General features: G+C 59.0%; 16 protein-coding genes and 4 pseudogenes. 16 read left to right on the forward strand and 4 right to left on the reverse strand.

Going from position 1 to position 15,444, the window contains the following annotated elements; all coding sequences use genetic code 11:
- Positions 1 to 2: 2 nt before the first annotated feature.
- From DSC91_RS35190 to DSC91_RS35225, 8 genes are all read left to right on the forward strand, one after another.
- Positions 3 to 1,328 carry an MFS transporter gene (locus tag DSC91_RS35190; RefSeq protein ID WP_115783066.1) on the forward strand — a complete coding sequence of 442 codons (1,326 nt, stop codon included), beginning with the start codon at positions 3 to 5 and terminating at the stop codon, positions 1,326 to 1,328.
- A gap of 415 nt (positions 1,329 to 1,743) precedes the next feature.
- Complete coding sequence (locus DSC91_RS35195) at positions 1,744 to 3,126, forward strand: MFS transporter (protein WP_373291804.1); 1,383 nt, start codon at positions 1,744 to 1,746, stop codon at positions 3,124 to 3,126.
- 52 nt (positions 3,127 to 3,178) lie between these two features.
- Positions 3,179 to 4,357 carry an L-talarate/galactarate dehydratase gene (locus DSC91_RS35200; RefSeq protein WP_229758085.1) on the forward strand — a complete coding sequence of 393 codons (1,179 nt, stop codon included), beginning with the start codon at positions 3,179 to 3,181 and terminating at the stop codon, positions 4,355 to 4,357.
- Between the two features lie 74 nt (positions 4,358 to 4,431).
- Positions 4,432 to 5,508, forward strand: a complete 1,077-nt coding sequence (gene uxuA, locus DSC91_RS35205) for a mannonate dehydratase (protein ID WP_115783068.1) — start codon at positions 4,432 to 4,434, stop codon at positions 5,506 to 5,508.
- Between the two features lie 477 nt (positions 5,509 to 5,985).
- Positions 5,986 to 6,222: a beta-propeller fold lactonase family protein gene (locus tag DSC91_RS35215; RefSeq protein WP_115783070.1), complete on the forward strand. Its 237-nt coding sequence runs from the start codon at positions 5,986 to 5,988 to the stop codon at positions 6,220 to 6,222.
- An 85-nt stretch (positions 6,223 to 6,307) separates the two neighbouring features.
- The gene (locus tag DSC91_RS35220) at positions 6,308 to 6,601 is read left to right on the forward strand and encodes a beta-propeller fold lactonase family protein (RefSeq protein WP_115783071.1); all 294 of its coding nucleotides are present in this window, start codon (positions 6,308 to 6,310) and stop codon (positions 6,599 to 6,601) included.
- Positions 6,601 to 6,894, forward strand: a complete 294-nt coding sequence (locus DSC91_RS37745; protein WP_162831513.1) for a hypothetical protein — start codon at positions 6,601 to 6,603, stop codon at positions 6,892 to 6,894. The genes DSC91_RS35220 and DSC91_RS37745 overlap by 1 nt, the downstream gene beginning before the upstream one ends.
- The gene (locus DSC91_RS35225) at positions 6,858 to 7,661 is read left to right on the forward strand and encodes a mandelate racemase/muconate lactonizing enzyme family protein (RefSeq protein ID WP_115783072.1); all 804 of its coding nucleotides are present in this window, start codon (positions 6,858 to 6,860) and stop codon (positions 7,659 to 7,661) included. The genes DSC91_RS37745 and DSC91_RS35225 overlap by 37 nt, the downstream gene beginning before the upstream one ends.
- Positions 7,662 to 7,738: 77 nt before the next feature.
- On the opposite strand, the gene DSC91_RS35230 is transcribed toward DSC91_RS35225, so the two are convergent.
- From DSC91_RS35230 to DSC91_RS37750, 3 genes are all read right to left on the reverse strand, one after another.
- Positions 7,739 to 8,113, reverse strand: coding sequence for a hypothetical protein (locus tag DSC91_RS35230; protein ID WP_115783073.1), 375 nt, complete (start codon positions 8,111 to 8,113; stop codon positions 7,739 to 7,741).
- Between the two features lie 14 nt (positions 8,114 to 8,127).
- The gene (locus tag DSC91_RS35235; RefSeq protein ID WP_229758084.1) at positions 8,128 to 9,855 is read right to left on the reverse strand and encodes a methyl-accepting chemotaxis protein; all 1,728 of its coding nucleotides are present in this window, start codon (positions 9,853 to 9,855) and stop codon (positions 8,128 to 8,130) included.
- Between the two features lie 142 nt (positions 9,856 to 9,997).
- Entirely contained in the window at positions 9,998 to 10,375 is a 378-nt protein-coding gene (locus DSC91_RS37750) for a hypothetical protein (protein ID WP_162831514.1), read from the reverse strand.
- Positions 10,376 to 10,732: 357 nt separating this feature from the next.
- Here DSC91_RS37750 and DSC91_RS35240 point away from each other — a divergent pair, with 357 nt between their 5' ends.
- The 5 genes and pseudogenes from DSC91_RS35240 to DSC91_RS35260 all read left to right on the forward strand — a co-directional run bounded on the left by DSC91_RS35240 (position 10,733) and on the right by DSC91_RS35260 (position 13,143).
- Entirely contained in the window at positions 10,733 to 11,023 is a 291-nt protein-coding gene (locus tag DSC91_RS35240) for a hypothetical protein (RefSeq protein ID WP_115783074.1), read from the forward strand.
- 95 nt (positions 11,024 to 11,118) lie between these two features.
- Positions 11,119 to 11,373: pseudogene (locus DSC91_RS35245) on the forward strand (diguanylate cyclase domain-containing protein); the annotation flags it as partial.
- A gap of 62 nt (positions 11,374 to 11,435) precedes the next feature.
- Positions 11,436 to 11,585: a hypothetical protein gene (locus tag DSC91_RS35250; protein WP_162831515.1), complete on the forward strand. Its 150-nt coding sequence runs from the start codon at positions 11,436 to 11,438 to the stop codon at positions 11,583 to 11,585.
- Positions 11,582 to 11,890 carry a hypothetical protein gene (locus DSC91_RS37755; RefSeq protein WP_162831516.1) on the forward strand — a complete coding sequence of 103 codons (309 nt, stop codon included), beginning with the start codon at positions 11,582 to 11,584 and terminating at the stop codon, positions 11,888 to 11,890. Before DSC91_RS35250 ends, DSC91_RS37755 begins: the two co-directional genes overlap by 4 nt.
- Positions 11,891 to 12,081: 191 nt before the next feature.
- Positions 12,082 to 13,143 (forward strand): helix-turn-helix transcriptional regulator, encoded by a 1,062-nt coding sequence (locus DSC91_RS35260; RefSeq protein ID WP_162831517.1) that lies wholly within the window; start codon positions 12,082 to 12,084, stop codon positions 13,141 to 13,143.
- A gap of 428 nt (positions 13,144 to 13,571) precedes the next feature.
- Here the strand turns inward: DSC91_RS35260 and DSC91_RS38715 are convergent.
- Positions 13,572 to 13,665 (reverse strand): annotated as a pseudogene (locus DSC91_RS38715) (IS5/IS1182 family transposase); the annotation flags it as partial.
- 169 nt (positions 13,666 to 13,834) lie between these two features.
- On the opposite strand from DSC91_RS38715, the pseudogene DSC91_RS35270 reads away from it, so the two are divergent.
- The 3 genes and pseudogenes from DSC91_RS35270 (at position 13,835) to DSC91_RS35280 (ending at position 15,441) form a co-directional block, all read left to right on the forward strand.
- Positions 13,835 to 14,318: pseudogene (locus DSC91_RS35270) on the forward strand (GNAT family N-acetyltransferase).
- Between the two features lie 40 nt (positions 14,319 to 14,358).
- Complete coding sequence (locus tag DSC91_RS35275) at positions 14,359 to 14,688, forward strand: low molecular weight protein tyrosine phosphatase family protein (protein ID WP_115783080.1); 330 nt, start codon at positions 14,359 to 14,361, stop codon at positions 14,686 to 14,688.
- A gap of 103 nt (positions 14,689 to 14,791) precedes the next feature.
- Positions 14,792 to 15,441: pseudogene (locus tag DSC91_RS35280) on the forward strand (transposase).
- The last annotated feature ends 3 nt before the right edge of the window (positions 15,442 to 15,444 follow it).

Consider the following 15,444-nt stretch of genomic DNA (forward strand, 5'->3'; position numbering starts at 1 on the left):
CAATGTCCACGCGTTTCCGCGGGGTTGTCCTTACCCTGCTGTTTCTGGCAATGCTGATCAACTATATGGATCGTGCGGCACTTTCCATCGCGATGCCGTTCATTTCGAAAACGTTCAGCCTTTCGCCGTCGGAGAAGGGCATCGTTTTCAGCAGCTTCTTTGTGGGCTATGCGCTGTTCAACGTGATTGGAGGCTATCTGTCCGATCGTATCGGCCCGAAGCGCGTTTTCACGTGGGCGATGCTCTGCTGGTCTGGATGTTGCGCGCTGACGGCGGCGGCATCGGGCTTTGTCTCGTTGCTGATGTTCCGTACGGCATTTGGGATGGGTGAGGGCCCCATCTCGGCGACCGCAAATCGCACGGTGGCAAACTGGTTTCCAACTGGCGAGCGTGCTCGTGCCGTGGGACTGAACCAGGCGGGTGGCCCGCTAGGCGGCGCGCTCGCTGGCCCTGTGGTGGGTTTCATGGCGATCCAGTTTGGATGGCGGCTGGCGTTTGTCGTGGTCGGATGCCTGGGTATGCTGTGGGTGCTGGCGTGGGTGCGTCTGGCGACTGACCATCCCCTGCAGAACGCGCGCGTGTCGAGCGAAGAAGCGGCGCTCATTGGCCCGGAAACAGCGACGGGCGTAGCCGGCCGCGCGCAGGCAGCCATTGAAGCGTCATCCGGCACCGCGCGTACCGTCTTTCGCAATCCCGCTGTGTATGTGATGGCGTTCTCGCTATTTTGTTGCAGCTACAACCAGTTTTTCTTCCTGACCTGGTTTCCGACGTATCTCGTCGAACAGAAGCATCTGTCGCTGGCCGAGATGAGCGTGGTGTCGTCGTTTCCGTGGCTGGCCGGTGCGCTCGGCTACGTGCTGGGCGGGCTTGCGATCGACGCTATATATCGTTTGACCGGAAAAGTCCTGCTGTCACGCAAGGTTGTGCTGGTTGTGTGTCTTGCATTGGGTGGCGCTTGTGTTGCCCTGACCGGACAAATCGAGTCGGCGCGGGGGGCCGTGTCGGTCATGTCGATCGGTGTCGGTTTTGTCATGTTGACGTCGACAGCGTATTGGGCGCTGATTCAGACCATTGCACCGCGCGACGCGGTGGGTGGCGCAAGCGGGCTGATGCATGGACTCGGCAATATATCGGGGATCGTGGCGCCGACATTGACCGGCTTCGTGATACAGAGCACGCGAAGCTATTCGATGGCGTTTACGATCGCTGGCGCGTTGGCGTTGCTTGGGGCTGTGGCGGTCGCGTTTTTGATCCGGGACCCGGCCCCGCGCTGGCGAAGCGGCGGTGAGAGAGCCGGGTGGGCGCTTGCCTCGAAACGAAGGCCGTAGCGTCACGAGCGGCAACCCAGGCACCTGCTAAATTTTGTCATAGCAAACCCCGACGACTTTCGAACTCCTGCAGCCATATTCCCATGGATTGGAACTCGCGAGCGGAACACGAGGACAGCCTAGTTTCATCATCTGCAGCGTCGGACTAGCATTTGACTCACGATGATGTGCCGAATAACGGATTCAGTTCCAGTTTATGGAACCTCACGGCTGCGAACGCCTACTGAACAGGCAACGCCCGCCACGCGAGCCAGCGTCGCGCTGCGCCCCAGTCGACTACAGTCTGACAGACTGACGAACGGCTGGAAAATTCGCGAACGCGGTATCACGAGAAGCGGGACAGCTTCATCGCATTCGCTCAATGGCATAACGGTGCGCCGGTTTGTCGGCCCGCGCATCAGACAGGAGACAGACAATGAACGACCACCCGTCATCCGCTAACGCGGAACTGGCGATGCCATCCGTCACCAACGCGCGGAGCGCCGCTGCCGCTACAACCCGCACACGTTACCGGTTCGTGACACTGGCGCTCATCACCATCGTCCTTGCGCTCAGTTCGGGCGATCGGGCGGCGATGTCCGTCGCGGGCTCCGCGATGGCGAAAGAGCTTCACATCACATCGGTCGAGCTCGGCTATATCTTCTCCGCTTTTAGCTGGGCCTATGTGATCTTCCTGATTCCGGCGGGCTGGCTGACGGATCGCATCGGCTCGAAGAAAGCGATGTTCAGCGCGATCGTGGTGTGGTCCGCGTTCACCGTTTGCATGGGTCTCGTGCATTTTATCGGCCTCGTCGTGCCGCTGTTGCTCGCCTTGCGGTTTCTGCTTGGCGTCGCCGAGTCGCCGGTCGGTCCTGCGTCCGGCCGGATCATTGCGGCCTGGTTCCCCGCTTCTGAGCGCGGTGTGGCCGGCGCAATCTTCAACAGCGCCCAGTATGTCTCTCTCGCACTCTTCACGCCGTTCATGGGCTGGCTGTGCCATGCGTTCGGTTGGGAATACGTATTCATCGCGATGGGCGGCGTGGGGCTGGTGATTGCGACGATCTGGTGGAAGAACTACTACCTGCCGGTCAGGCACCCGTCGATGAGCGCAAGCGAACTCGAACACATTCGTGCGGGTGAGGGCCTGGTTGATCTCGAAGCGTCACAGAGGCAGGATAAAACCGGACCGGAGCGCTCCCAGTTGCGCGATATCGGTTCGTTGTTCAAAAGCAGGATGCTGGTCGGCATCTTTATCGGCCAGTACTGTATCAGCGCCATTACGTGGTTCTTCGTGACGTGGTTTCCGATCTACCTTGTGAAGGATCGTGGCTTCGACATTCTTCAGGCCGGTTTCGTGGCATCGATTCCCGCGCTCGCCGGATTGATCGGCGGTGTCGCGAGCGGTTTCGTATCCGACGGCCTGCTGAAGAAAACCGGCTCGCTCAGCATTGCCCGCAAAGGGCCGGTGATCGTCGGCTTCCTGTTGAGCGCGAGCATGATCCTGTGTAACTACGTGAATTCCCAATGGCTGGTGGTCGGCCTGATGAGCCTGGCATTTTTCGGCAAGGGATTTGGTGCGCTGAGCTGGACGATTCTCGCCGATACGGCGCCGCGCGAAATCATCGGTACGACCGGCGGTGTGTTCAACGCGCTCGGCAACAGCGCGGGCATCGTCACGCCGGTGGTCATCGGCTACCTGCTGCAAAGCACGGGATCCTTTAGCGCGGCGCTGGTTTATGTCGGCGCGCACGGTCTGGTCGCCGTATTGAGCTATGGGCTGATTGTCGGAAAGATCCAGCGCTATCAGCTGAAAGCGTGATCCTGCGACCTGCATGGACATCGACACTATTCATTTTTTGAACGGAGAAGTTGTGAACACATCGTCTACCCAAACACTCGCGCATCTGTCACGCGGCGCGGCAAGTACGGATCGCATCACGGGCGTGAAGGTTTCGCTGACTTATCTGCCGCTCGCGGCGCCCATCAGCGATGCGAAGGTGCTGACTGGCCGTCAGAAGCCGCTTACGGAAATCGCCTTTATCTTCGCCGAGATCAGCACTGAAAGCGGCCACCGGGGCATCGGCTTCGGCTACTCGAAGCGCGCAGGCGGTCCAGGTATGTTCGCGCATGCGAACGAAATCGCGCCTGAACTGATCGGCGAAGATCCGAACGACATCGCGCGCATCTGGAACAAGTTGTGTTGGGCGGGTGCCTCGATGGGCCGCAGCGGCTTGACCACCCAGGCCATCGCACCTTTCGACATCGCGCTATGGGACCTCAAGGCAAAGCGTGCCGGCTTACCGCTGGCGAAGCTGCTCGGCGCACATCGTGACTCGGTGCGCTGCTACAACACGTCGGGCGGCTATCTATCGATGCCACTCGATCGCGTGCTCGAGAACATCGACGCTTCTCGTGAGCGGGGGATTGGCGGCATCAAGATCAAGGTCGGCCAGCCGGACACGGCAGTCGATCTGCAGCGCGTCACAGCGGTACGCAAACATCTCGGCGACAGTTTCCCTTTTATGGTCGACGCGAATCAGCAATGGGACCGCGCGACCGCTCAACGTTTCGGTCGTGTGCTCGAACAGTTCGATCTGACATGGATCGAAGAGCCGCTCGACGCGTACGATGTCGAAGGCCATGCGGCGCTGACGGCGTCGCTCGATACGCCGATCGCCACCGGCGAAATGCTGACGAGCTTCGGTGAACACGCGCAACTGATTACGGCGCACGCGTCTGACTTCATTCAGCCGGATGCGCCTCGCGTCGGCGGAATTACACCTTTTCTGCAGATCATGAGTCTGGCGGATTTCAAGGGGTTCAGCCTCGCGCCGCACTTCGCGATGGAAATTCACCTGCATCTCGCTGCGGCTTATCCGCGCGAACCGTGGCTTGAACATTTCGAGTGGCTGGAGCCGATGTTCAACGAGCGGCTCGAACTTCGTGACGGCCGGATGCATGTGCCGAATCGTCCGGGCCTGGGTTTCAGCCTCAGCGATCAGGCACGTGCGTGGACTACCGAGTCTGCTTCGTTTGGCACGGGGGCCTAAGTAGCAGATGTAGCCAGCGCTCGTAGCACGAGCGCCGGGAGCTTTTTTTACCATTCAGACAGAGTGTTGACATCATGAAGATGATCTTTCGCTGGCACGGTCCGAAGGACCCGATCAGCCTGCAGTACATCCGCCAGATTCCGGGCCTCTACGGCATTGTGTCGTCGCTTTACGACCTGCCGCTCGGCGAAGTGTGGCCGGGCGAGCGGATTCAGGTGCTGACCGGCGCTGCGGCGGCGCACGGCCTCAGGATGGAGGTCGTCGACAGCTTCCGCGTGCATGAGGAGATCAAGCTCGGCCGGCCGGGCCGCGAAAAACTGATGCCGCAGTACATCTCCACCCTGAAGAATCTTGCGGCGAGCGGCATAAAAGTGGTTTGCTACAACTTCATGCCGGTGTTCGACTGGACGCGCACGCAGATGGAATTTCCGCTGTCGGATGGTTCGAACACGCTTTCGTTCGAAGCAGAGCGGGTGGAGCAGCTGGATGTGTCGAAGGGCATTCCACTGCCCGGCTGGGGCACACGCTATACGCCGGAAAAGCTGCAGGCACTGCTGGACGAATACGCCTCGGTGACCACCGAGCAGATGTGGAGCAACCTCGAATATTTCCTGTCGCAACTTGTTCCGGTCGCCGAAGAACTCGGTCTCAAGCTCGCGCTGCATGCAGACGATCCTCCGCGTCCGGTGTTCGGCCTGCCACGCATCATCAAGAACATCGACGATCACCGGCGCGTGCTCGATATCGTCGATTCGACAGCGAACGGCCTGACGCTGTGCAGCGGCACGCTCGGTTCCGATCTGCGCAACGACGTGCCGTCGTTCATCAACGAATTCGCGGCGCGTAAACGCGTGCACTTCGTGCATCTGCGCAACGTCAAGGTTGGCGAAAACGGAGATTTCTACGAATCGGCGCATCTGACCCAATGCGGTTCCCTCGACATGGCCGAGATTGTCAAGGCGCTGCACGACGCCGATTTCCAGGGCTACGCGCGGCCCGACCACGGCCGCATGATCTGGGGCGAAACCGGCGTGCCGGGCTACGGCCTGTACGATCGCGCGCTCGGCATCATGTATCTGCAGGGTTTGTGGGAAGGTATCGGTAAGGAAAAAACTCGCGCACTCGCACAGCGCCCGCGTGTGGCGGCTTGAGCATGCCGGCAACGCTCGGGCAGAATAAAATCGGAGACGATGGATGAAGAGAAACGGCAACGGTAAACCTACGGTGTCCGGCCGCCGCCGCTTTTGCAAGTTGGCAGCGGGCGTGGCGTTGACACCGTCGGTGAGCTGGGCGGCGAGCGACGCGATGCAAGCGCATGGAAAGGGCGCCGCGCACGCGGCGTTTCATGTCGCGGTGGGTGCGACGCTCACGGTTTATCGGCCTTTATCTGGTCGTCGCATACAACGCGCCTAGCGGTCTGACCGTGCATCCGCTCGCGGAAGACGGATCGATTGGCGACGCCGTATCACAGCGTGAGCATGTCGATGCAGGTGTCTACGCGCATCAGGTGCGTGTCGCGCCGGACAACCGCACGGTCGTATTGCCGACTCGCGGCAATGACGCTACCGCGACCAGGCCCGAAGATCCGGGTGCGTTGAAGGTGCCAGTTGCAGGACGGATAAGGGCAATTGACGGACGAGCAATCGGTAGCGCCGCACGACGGCTATGGTTTCGGTCCACGCCACGTCGATTTTCATCCGTCGAAACCGTGGATGTATGTGTCGATGGAGCGCGAGAACCAGTTGCAGATGTTCGACATGAAAGCGGGGCGGCTGGCCCCGCAGCCCAGCTTCGTGAAGACGACGCTTTCGAAACCCGCGGAGGTGCATCCGCAACAGATTGTCGGACCCATTTATATCGCGTGATGGCCGATTCATCTATCTTGCGAACCGTGCGAACGGGACAACCGGGTTCGACGGGTAGAAAGTTTTCTCCGGCGGCGAGAATAGCATTGCGGTATTTCGCGTCGATTCTTCTACCGGTGAGCCTGTCCTGATCCAGACCGTGGCGACGGAGAGCTTCCATCCGCGCACCTTCTCGATTCGTTCGGATGGGCGCATGCTGGTGTCGGCGGCGGTCGAGCCGCTGCGAGTGCGCGAGGGCGACACGGTCCGCGATGTTCCCGCTGCGCTGACGGTGTTTCGCATCGCTGCTGACGGCCGCCTCACGCGCATCCGCAAATACCATGTCGAGACGGGCAACGACTGGATGTTCTGGTGCGGCATGGTGCCATTGGAAGTGTGATGACGACGATCGTACAAATCGAGGTCATGCGCGTAGCGATCGGTTTCGACGCCGGCCGACGCTTAACCGAAGACTCAGGGGCACGAGCAGGCGACGCATTCGACGCCGCGTCCAAGCAACTCGCGCGGATGGAATCCCTGCTCGTTAAGGTGGCACTTTCCGATGGACACATCGGCTGGGGTGAAGGATTCGGTCATGCCTGCAATCCCGCGACGTTCGCGATGCTCGCGGGCGCGGCCGGACGTTTTTTATCGGCATGTCGTTCGATGCGGCGGCGCAACCTGAAGTGTTGAACGTGGCAGCGCAGCGCGCCTTCCATTCGTACGGCAGCACGGGGCCGACGATGTACGCGCTGTCCGCCGTCGATATCGCGCTGTGGAATCTCGCCGGCCAGGCAGCAGGCGTTCCACTATGCCGGATGCTGGGCGCGAGCCGCGCATGCGTGGACGGCTATGCGAGCCTCGTCAGCTACGACAATGATCCCGCAGAAGTGGCGCGACCGGTGCATCGCGTGCACGCCGAGGGATTCACGCAAATCAAGCTGCACGAAACATCGGCCGACGCAATTCGGGCGGCGCGCGAAGCGCTACCTGCCGAGGTTGAATTGATGGTGGACGTGAATTGTCCCTGGTCGGTTGAGGAAGCCGCGCCGCAAGCTGCTCGCCTGCATTCGCAGGGACTCGCCTGGCTCGAGGAACCGGTCTGGCCGCCGGATGACTACGCCAGACTGACGCGGGTGCGCCGCAGCGGCGTGCCAATAGCGGCTGGCGAGAACGCCGCGGGCATCGCGGGCATCCGGCAATATCTGGAAAGCGGCGCAGTGGACGTGCTGCAACCGCGCGTCACGAAGCTTGGCGGCGTCACCGCCGTCCGGGAGGTGATGACGCTGGCGAACCGGCACGGTGTGCGCGTCGTGCCTCACTGCTTCTTCTACGGCCCCGGACTGCTCGCGACTGCGCTCATTGTCGCGAGCCTACCGGATACGGTCGCGCTGGAGATGCCGGGTGTGCATTTCGAAGCGGCTACCTATGAAGGCCATGAGCTGGAAAACCGTGGATAAGTCACTCTGGTTTTCTTTCGCGTCGGCCAGAGCGCGACATCATCACGTTGGACGATTATCCCGCACCAAGGGTCCCGCTATGGCAGGAGTGAAGCGTGTGCATTCAGGTAACGGTTGACCTCGCTCAGGAGAGCCGAGTGATAACTTTCCGGTAGGCTCCAGTCGTCACTCAGGGACATCAGCTCTTCAATCCTGTCACGGAACGATTTGACAATATCTGCCCGCATCGAGACTGGAAGGTGCGCCAACACGGAAACCAGCAATTCGCCAACGACTGCAAGACGCGCACCGAGTTGAACAACGTTGATACCGTTTGCCTTGGATAGGATCACGACCGCATCGAGCAACAATACGTTGCTAGTCTTTTCAGATTCGTTGGCTGGTACTGCCGACGAATCAGGTAGGGTCTCAATGTCTGAGTCGGGTATCTGCATTTTGGAGATTCTGGACATGATGGATTTCGCGATCAGAAAGTTTTCCAGTCCACTTTCCCTGCATCGGCTGCGATGGCGGGCTTGTCTGCGATAGCGGCCGGAACGATCCCCGGCTGTGCGGACTCCGTGCGGCGTGTGGTGGAAATCCTGGAGACAGGCAAGCGGCGTTTGCTTTGCGGGATCGCCATGCGTGACGTAGATTGCCCCGTGTCGGCGACCTTGAACACTGCAACGGCATTCTTAAGATGTGTGGCCTGTTCTTCAAGTGACTGCGCGGCAGCTGCCGCCTGTTCAACGAGCGCCGCATTCTGTTGCGTCACTTCGTCCATCTGGCCGACTGCCAGATTCACCTGCTCAATGCCACGGCTCTGCTCTTCAGACGCAGCAGCAATTTCACCGACGATATCGGAGACCTGTTTGATTGACTGCTTGACCTGCCCCATGGTGGCGCTGACTTCTGCCGCCTGCTTCACGCCGTCCTGAATCGTTGTCACGGACGAACTGATCAGTTCCTTTATTTCCTTGGCTGCCGCGGCGGAACGCTGGGCCAGACTGCGGACCTCGCTGGCAACCACAGCAAAGCCTCGCCCCTGTTCGCCGGCACGCGCGGCTTCGACGGCTGCGTTCAACGCGAGAATGTTCGTCTGGAAAGCAATGCCTTCGATTACGCCGGTGATATCGGAAATCTTGCTTGAGCTGCCGCTGATCTTCTCAATCGTGCCTACCATGGATTGAACAGCATCGTTGCCTGTATCGGCCATCTCTGTCGCGCTTGTTGCCAGTGCGCTTGCCTGGCGGGCATTGTCGGCGTTCTGCTTTACCGTTTCCGTCAACTGCGTCATGCTGGCTGCGGTTTCCTCAAGGGACGCCGCCTGTTCCCCGGTGCGCGCCGAGAGGTCCTGATTTCCCGCTGCGATCTGGGTTGAAGCTCCTGCGATAGCGTCTGTACCCGTGCGCACGCCACGGATTATATTGACCAGGCTACCATTCATCCTTCCAAGCGCTGCCATCAACTGACCGGTTTCGTCGTGAGTCGTCGCTTCAATGAGCGTTGTCAGGTCACCCTCGGCTACGGTGTTTGCTGTCTGGATGGCCTTGTTCAAAGGGCGCGAGATGGCTTTTGCGAGAAGTAGCGCAATGCCAAGGTTCAGTGCGACAACAGCCGCAAGCAGTGCGATAACCTTGTATCGTCCGCTCTCGTAGATGGCATTACCACGCTGACTCGCGTCCTTGCCGCCCTGCACATTCATATCTACGATCTTCTGGAGGTCGTCGCCGGCCTCGTCGTATCGTTGCTGCGATATTCCACGTATCAGATCTCTCGCTTCGTTGTTCTTGTTCGATCGGGATAGATCGAGCACCTTCTGGTGTTGAATCAGGTATTCATTCCACTCGGCCTTGAATTTTTCATAGAGCTTCCGTTCTTCTGGTGAAGAGGTCAGATTTTCATACCCGGTGCGATTTTTCTCAAAATCCGACACCACTTCCTGCATATCCTTTTCGTATTTCTTCATATCGTTGTCGTCGGTGGACAGGATATGCTGCAACTCAGCGATGCGGAAATCTGAGGCGTTGGTATTCATCGCGGAAGAAAAGCGAGCGCCAGGCAACCAGTTGACTGCCATATCGGTAGAGAGCTGGTTGACGGTCTCTAGCTCGACGATAGAAATTCCACCCAATACGATCGTGAGAAATATGCCAATAAAAAAAGAAACGATGAGTTTTGCTGAAATACTCAGATTTAGAAAGCGTTGAATCACTGGAAATCCTCGGAAGACGTGAGCGGGCAAGCTTGTAAGTGCGGTGAACATCGTTGCAAGGATTGCCTGACAACCAATTGCGGATAGGCTTACCTTAACTATTCGATTCGCTTGTAGCGGAATGGCACGGGCGTATGTCCGGTCATGCCATCGGATTTAGACGCATATCAATCGCTGTGCGTGCGAGTTGTCTGCAAACCCTGAGTCTTTGGCTCGATGCAGCGGGGAGAGTGTTGGTCTGTTCGAGCAGCATCGAGTGAAATGCGGGTGGAAGAGAAACGTCGCCCATCAGCGACTTCGCATCACCAACCCTGCATCGAAACAATTTCGTCACGGCCGCGCACGGTGCCGCCGTGAGGTGCCACAGCACCGGACCGACAAACTCGCTCACAACCACGAGCCGTGCGCCGGGATGAGAAACTGCTGCGCCGTTTGTCCTCTCGAGCGTGGTCAGCGAATTCAGTAACGCTTCAGGGGTGTCCGACTTCCCACCCTGTTCAGAACTTCTGCCAGTCAGCATCGGCAGCCTCCATTGTGGTGATGGCGTTTCCTTTGGCGCCCCTGGCCGGCGTCGCTCGGCTCTACCCGTGCAACGAAAACGGCGACCCAATCCAGATAATGCATATTAGAACGGTCTGAGCGTGCAGTTCTTCCCCCGGATGCAGTGGGAATGTTCGGGATGAAGCGTGCAACCATGTCCTGAACCCGAGATCGAGTGGGGAGGAGGGGGCACTTTTGCGCGCTGCTGGCCGTAGACCAGACGTCGCATGACTCCGGCTCCAGCCGTTCCCACGACAACGAAGACTAATATGCGATATGGACATGAACCGGATTGGCGCAGGCGCGGCTCGGCAAAGCGAAGCGGTGGAGCTCCCCTATGACGGGCTTCACGCAGAGCGATCTGGTCAGCTTGATGACGAGCATCGGAGCCACCCTTGAAACGCACGCCGACGGCATTGTGCAGCAAAGCGCCCGGATCTCCGCGATCGACCTGATTCTGCGTGTGCTGATGTCCAATATGGTTGCACCGACGAAAGCGGAGATCAGGCGAGCATCTTTTGAAAGAATCGAAGAAGCCATGCGCGCTATGGACAGTGCAGCGCTTCCCGCCGGTTACGCCACGGCCTGGCTGAGTGAGGTCGATGCCCTTTTGGCGGCATTGGCGTGATGAGAACATGGGGCGATTCATGAACGACACCGGGCGCCGCATCGGGTATATGGGGATGCTTGACGGCCTGACCGGACAAGTCCTTTTCCTGTCAGCTTTGCGAGGCCGTGCAGTCGGCGCAGCATAGGGTGCGCAAGGTCGCGGTGCTGCTTGTCGATCTGGACCGGTTCGGGCGGGTAAACACGATGCTCGGCCCCGTTGTCGGCGACCAGATGCTCAAGACGCTGTCCCGGCGGCTGGTGGAATGCGTAACAGACGACAAGCTGGTTGCCCGCCTGGAGGACGACGAATTTGCAATTATTCTGCGGGAACCCGATGGAATTGACGGCGCCTGCGCAACCGCGGGTTGAATACTGACGGCCCTCGGCCAGTCTATCGTCGTCAGTGGGCACGAATGCCGCGCCACGCGAGCATGGGCATATCGATTTGCCCGTCCGATGCGGATAGCTGGCAATCGCTGATCAAGCATGCCGATGTCGCGATGCGCGTGGCGAAGCAGGAAGAGGGCAACGCGTTCAGGTCCCAATGCAACCGCATGCCCCCGGCTGGCGCACGCGTTTGAACTGGACGCTCATCTGCGAAGCGCGCTGGAGCGCTGCGAATTCCGTTCGCAATACCAACTCAAGCTGGACCTGCGAAATCGCGCCATCTGCGGCCCCCATATCGGATCTGCTCAATGAGACGGAAATGAGAGCCGATCTGCTGGGATCTGAAATCATGGAAAGCGCGGTGATGTCCGGCCCAGCAAGGGCCATCGACATACTTCGTGCGATCAGGAGCATGGGCGTGCATGGTTGCGGCCAGATCCAGAGGAGCCACGTCAGCCGGCCATTGAGCGCGGACCGCTTCGCGACGCTGTTGCGGTGATGCATGCACACGCGGAGAGACGTCAAAGCCGCAACGTGAATCCTGCGCCCCCCTCAAGATATCGACACTCAGAGCCGTATACAAGAGAAAGACAATGTACGCACCGTCCTCGCAACTCCAAATACGAAAGTGGCCGCCGTTAGATGCATCAAAAAAATGCAAGAGCCAGGGCAAACCTTCGGCAGATCTGTTTGCTGAACCTCGGTTGGGAGATGTTGCTTCCTGACTTTACACACGCGCTTCGGCATACCGTTGGTTTCAACGTCTGCGTCTTTCTCTGGTTGTCGCCCACCGAGCCAAGAATCCAGCACGTCTGGTCGAATACCATCGTGCCGGACCGTATCGCGAACGATTTCCTCGTTCACTTCGCTCACCTCGAGGCCGAATCGCCGCACGCTGGCGGCTTAGCGTCGTTTTACGAGCGTGGGCCGAGCGTGCGGCTTACGCCGGAATGGGCCGGCTTCTCTCGGACGGAGATGTGCAACTACATCTGGAAGGAGACCGGGATACATTACGGGCTCTCGACTGTGATCCCGGCCGCCGACGGCCGCTGTCTCGGACACCTGATGCTGCATCGCGAGCGCACGGCACGTAACTTTTCCAAGGCCGATATCGGGTTCATGGAAGGCTTGATACCCTACATTTCTCATGCGCTCTCGGTCGACCCGTCGTCCGAGATCGAATTTGCCGATAGCATCGACAGCGGCATGCTTCTGATGGATCGGGAAGGAAGGATTCAATACAGAAGCGCATCGGCTTTAACGCTTGCATCGATGATCGAGAACACCGGGTACGTCGATTTGATTGGGAGGTTTGGCGTACCGGGATTCATTGAACTCGTGTTCAGACGCCTGATAGACGTCGGACGGCCAGCGACCACGCTTCCCCCTCGGCTCCAGTTGACCAATCGCTGGGGTCAATTTGACATCCACGCTTATTGGCTGGATTCGATGAACCCAGGCGACGGCTTGATCGCAATCCGGCTGGATCGTAAGGAGCCGAAAGTTTTGCGTCTTGCATCCGCGATGCAAGACGCGCAGTTTTCCGCGGCGCAGCAGCGCGCTAGTCTGCTACTGTTGCAAGGCAAGACGAATCGGGAAATTGCCGATGCGCTGCAGATCACAATCAACTCGGCACGTGATCACGTGAAAGCCGTACTCGAAAAGGCAAACTGCGACACGCGACACGATCTGTCGTCCTTTCTTCTTTCCTTGCCGCGGCGGAACACGCCGTCGACGAGATCGCATGGGTGATTCCACAAAGCAAGCCTCGCCTGCCTGCCCCCAAGCCCCCCCCGACGCGTCATGTAGACGCTATCGTTGACAAGCCAACCGGGGCCGCAGCCGATACGACTAGCCTGAACTAGCAAACATTCCGACCTTGGCCCAACACATGCACAATTCCTTCAACATGTAGGGTAATGCGCCGGCATTGCAAGCCCAACCGACTTCGCCCGAGAAATCGGTGCTCGCCGCCCTTGCTCAAGTTCAGAAGATCAGCACCGATACGTTGATCGATTCGCTCGCGACCCTATCCACAATAAACGGCACTGCTGTTGTTCAGCATGGCGCTCGCCTCGCGGTTATTGGCGAACTGTTGACTTACATGCTGACGCACCTGCCTTATTCGATGCGGGTGGCCTGGAGAGCAACAGAGTCGGTGGCGCACCCAGTAGAGCGTGTTAGGAACGTTGAAGGACTGGCACCGCGTGCGAGCATAAGCATCGCAAAGACCACGAAATGAAGCCCGGCGAGGATTACGGGTGGCCGTTCATAAAATGATGGGCGTGGATACGGCGCCGCTGGCGAGTTGGGGCAGGTTGTTCACCGACGTCACTTAGCGAAACCCCTGCCATCGTGTATCCACCACAGATGCTGACGCAGCCAACGCATCTTCGTTAAACTTCGATCCACTATCCAACCCGCCGAGCACATCATCTTGACCATCCACATCCACATCCGCCCCGCCCACGCGCCCGACGCAGCCTTGATTCTCCGCTTCATCAGCGAACTCGCCGCAAAAAAAGGCTGAGCGTGAAGTTGTCGCGACCGTTAGCGATATCGAAGCGAGCCTGTTCTCCACTGCGTCCACCGCGAAGGCTTTGATCTGCGAAATGAACGGCGAGCCGATTGGCTTCTGCGTTTATTTCTTTTCTTATTCGACGTGGCTCGGCAAACAAAGGCTTTATCTGGAAGACCTGTACATATCGCCGACTTCGCACGGCAGTGGCGCGGGCAAACAGATGCTTCGCCACCTCGCACAAATCGCATGCGAAACAGACTGTGGGCGCTTCGAATGGAGGGTGCTCGACTGGAACGAGCCAGCAATCGGTTTCTATGAATCGATCGGTGCGAGTGCGCAAAGCGAATGGGTTCGCTACCGTCTGGCGGGCGATGCACTCACGGCGTTTGCCGATGGCAATGTGTGAGGCACGCTTGCCCCCGAACAGAAACGTAGCCGGCTAATCTGTGATACGCGCCTTGTTTGTCTGCAGCAAGAACCGCCTGCGTAGCCCAACGGCCGAACAGGTATTCGCCGCGTGGCCTAATGTCGAAACCGATTCGGCCGGGCTGGGTGCGGATGCCGAAGTGCCGCTTTCGCCCGAGCAGCTTCGCTGGGCCGACATCGTCTTCGTCATGGAGAAAACGTATCGAGCGAGGCTGTCGGAAAAATTCCACGCGTATCTGAATGGCAAAAAAATGATTTGCCTCGACATCCCCGACGATTATGCGGTCATGCAACCCGAACTCGTCGCGCTGCTGGAACAGAAGGCCGACAAGTTTCTGCGGCAGAAATAGCGGGCACCGCGAGTAAGAAGCTGTTGCGAAATTAAGTTTTCGGGTCTGTTAACTTTTCCGACTTGGCGTTAACTTCCTGTCTTGTTTTGCCCGACAGGAAGCGATGCCTAAAGAACTCATCGACGACGAATTGTGGTTACTCATCGAACCGCTTTTACCTGCGCGAGCCCCCCGCAATCGACAGTATGCGGGCCGCAAGCCGGCACCCGACCGCGCCGTACTGACGGGCATCGTGTTCGTGCTGCGCTCGGGCATCGTGTGGAATCTGCTGCCGCAGGAGATGGGTTGCGGTTCAGGAACTGCCTGTTGGCGACGGCTAGTGGCATGGCAGCAAGCAGGCGTCTGGCAACGTATCCACGAAACGCTGCTGGCCGAATTGCGTCGCCGCGGCGAAATCGATTTGTCGCGAGCGCTCGTCGACAGCTGGTCGAGGCTATTCCGCACATTCTTGGCAAGCGGGGACGCCGCCTGCATCGACCGCAGATCGTTCAGGGCGACCGGGGCTACAGCTCTGAACTCCATCGACAACGTTTGAAAGACCGCAGCATCACGCCGATGCTCGCAAAAATCGGTTCGCCCCACGGAAGTGGCCTCGGCAAAACGCGTTGGCCAGTCGAGCGCTCGATTGCTTGGCTTCACTCGCTTCGACGCCTGAAGATTCGCTACGAACGCTACGCTCATGTTCACGAGGCCTTCCTGTCTCTGGCTTGCGCCTTGATTTGCTGGACGTGTCTCAAGTCACGGTTTAACTAATTT

It is taken from the genome of Paraburkholderia caffeinilytica (assembly GCF_003368325.1).
Taxonomy (GTDB): domain Bacteria; phylum Pseudomonadota; class Gammaproteobacteria; order Burkholderiales; family Burkholderiaceae; genus Paraburkholderia; species Paraburkholderia caffeinilytica.

Bases quoted from the DNA above. Each gene is read 5' to 3' on its own strand.
- DSC91_RS35190 (WP_115783066.1), top strand. From the start codon at position 3: ATGTCCACGCGTTTCCGCGGGGTTGTCCTTACCCTGCTGTTTCTGGCA.
- DSC91_RS35225 (WP_115783072.1), top strand. From the start codon at position 6,858: ATGTCGTTCGATGCGGCGGCGCAACCTGAAGTGTTGAACGTGGCAGCG.
- DSC91_RS37750 (WP_162831514.1), bottom strand. From the start codon at position 10,375: ATGCTGACTGGCAGAAGTTCTGAACAGGGTGGGAAGTCGGACACCCCT.
- DSC91_RS35240 (WP_115783074.1), top strand. From the start codon at position 10,733: ATGACGGGCTTCACGCAGAGCGATCTGGTCAGCTTGATGACGAGCATC.
- DSC91_RS35230 (WP_115783073.1), bottom strand. From the start codon at position 8,113: ATGTCCAGAATCTCCAAAATGCAGATACCCGACTCAGACATTGAGACC.
- DSC91_RS37745 (WP_162831513.1), top strand. From the start codon at position 6,601: ATGACGACGATCGTACAAATCGAGGTCATGCGCGTAGCGATCGGTTTC.
- uxuA (WP_115783068.1), top strand. From the start codon at position 4,432: ATGAAGATGATCTTTCGCTGGCACGGTCCGAAGGACCCGATCAGCCTG.
- DSC91_RS35250 (WP_162831515.1), top strand. From the start codon at position 11,436: ATGGGCATATCGATTTGCCCGTCCGATGCGGATAGCTGGCAATCGCTG.
- DSC91_RS35195 (WP_373291804.1), top strand. From the start codon at position 1,744: ATGAACGACCACCCGTCATCCGCTAACGCGGAACTGGCGATGCCATCC.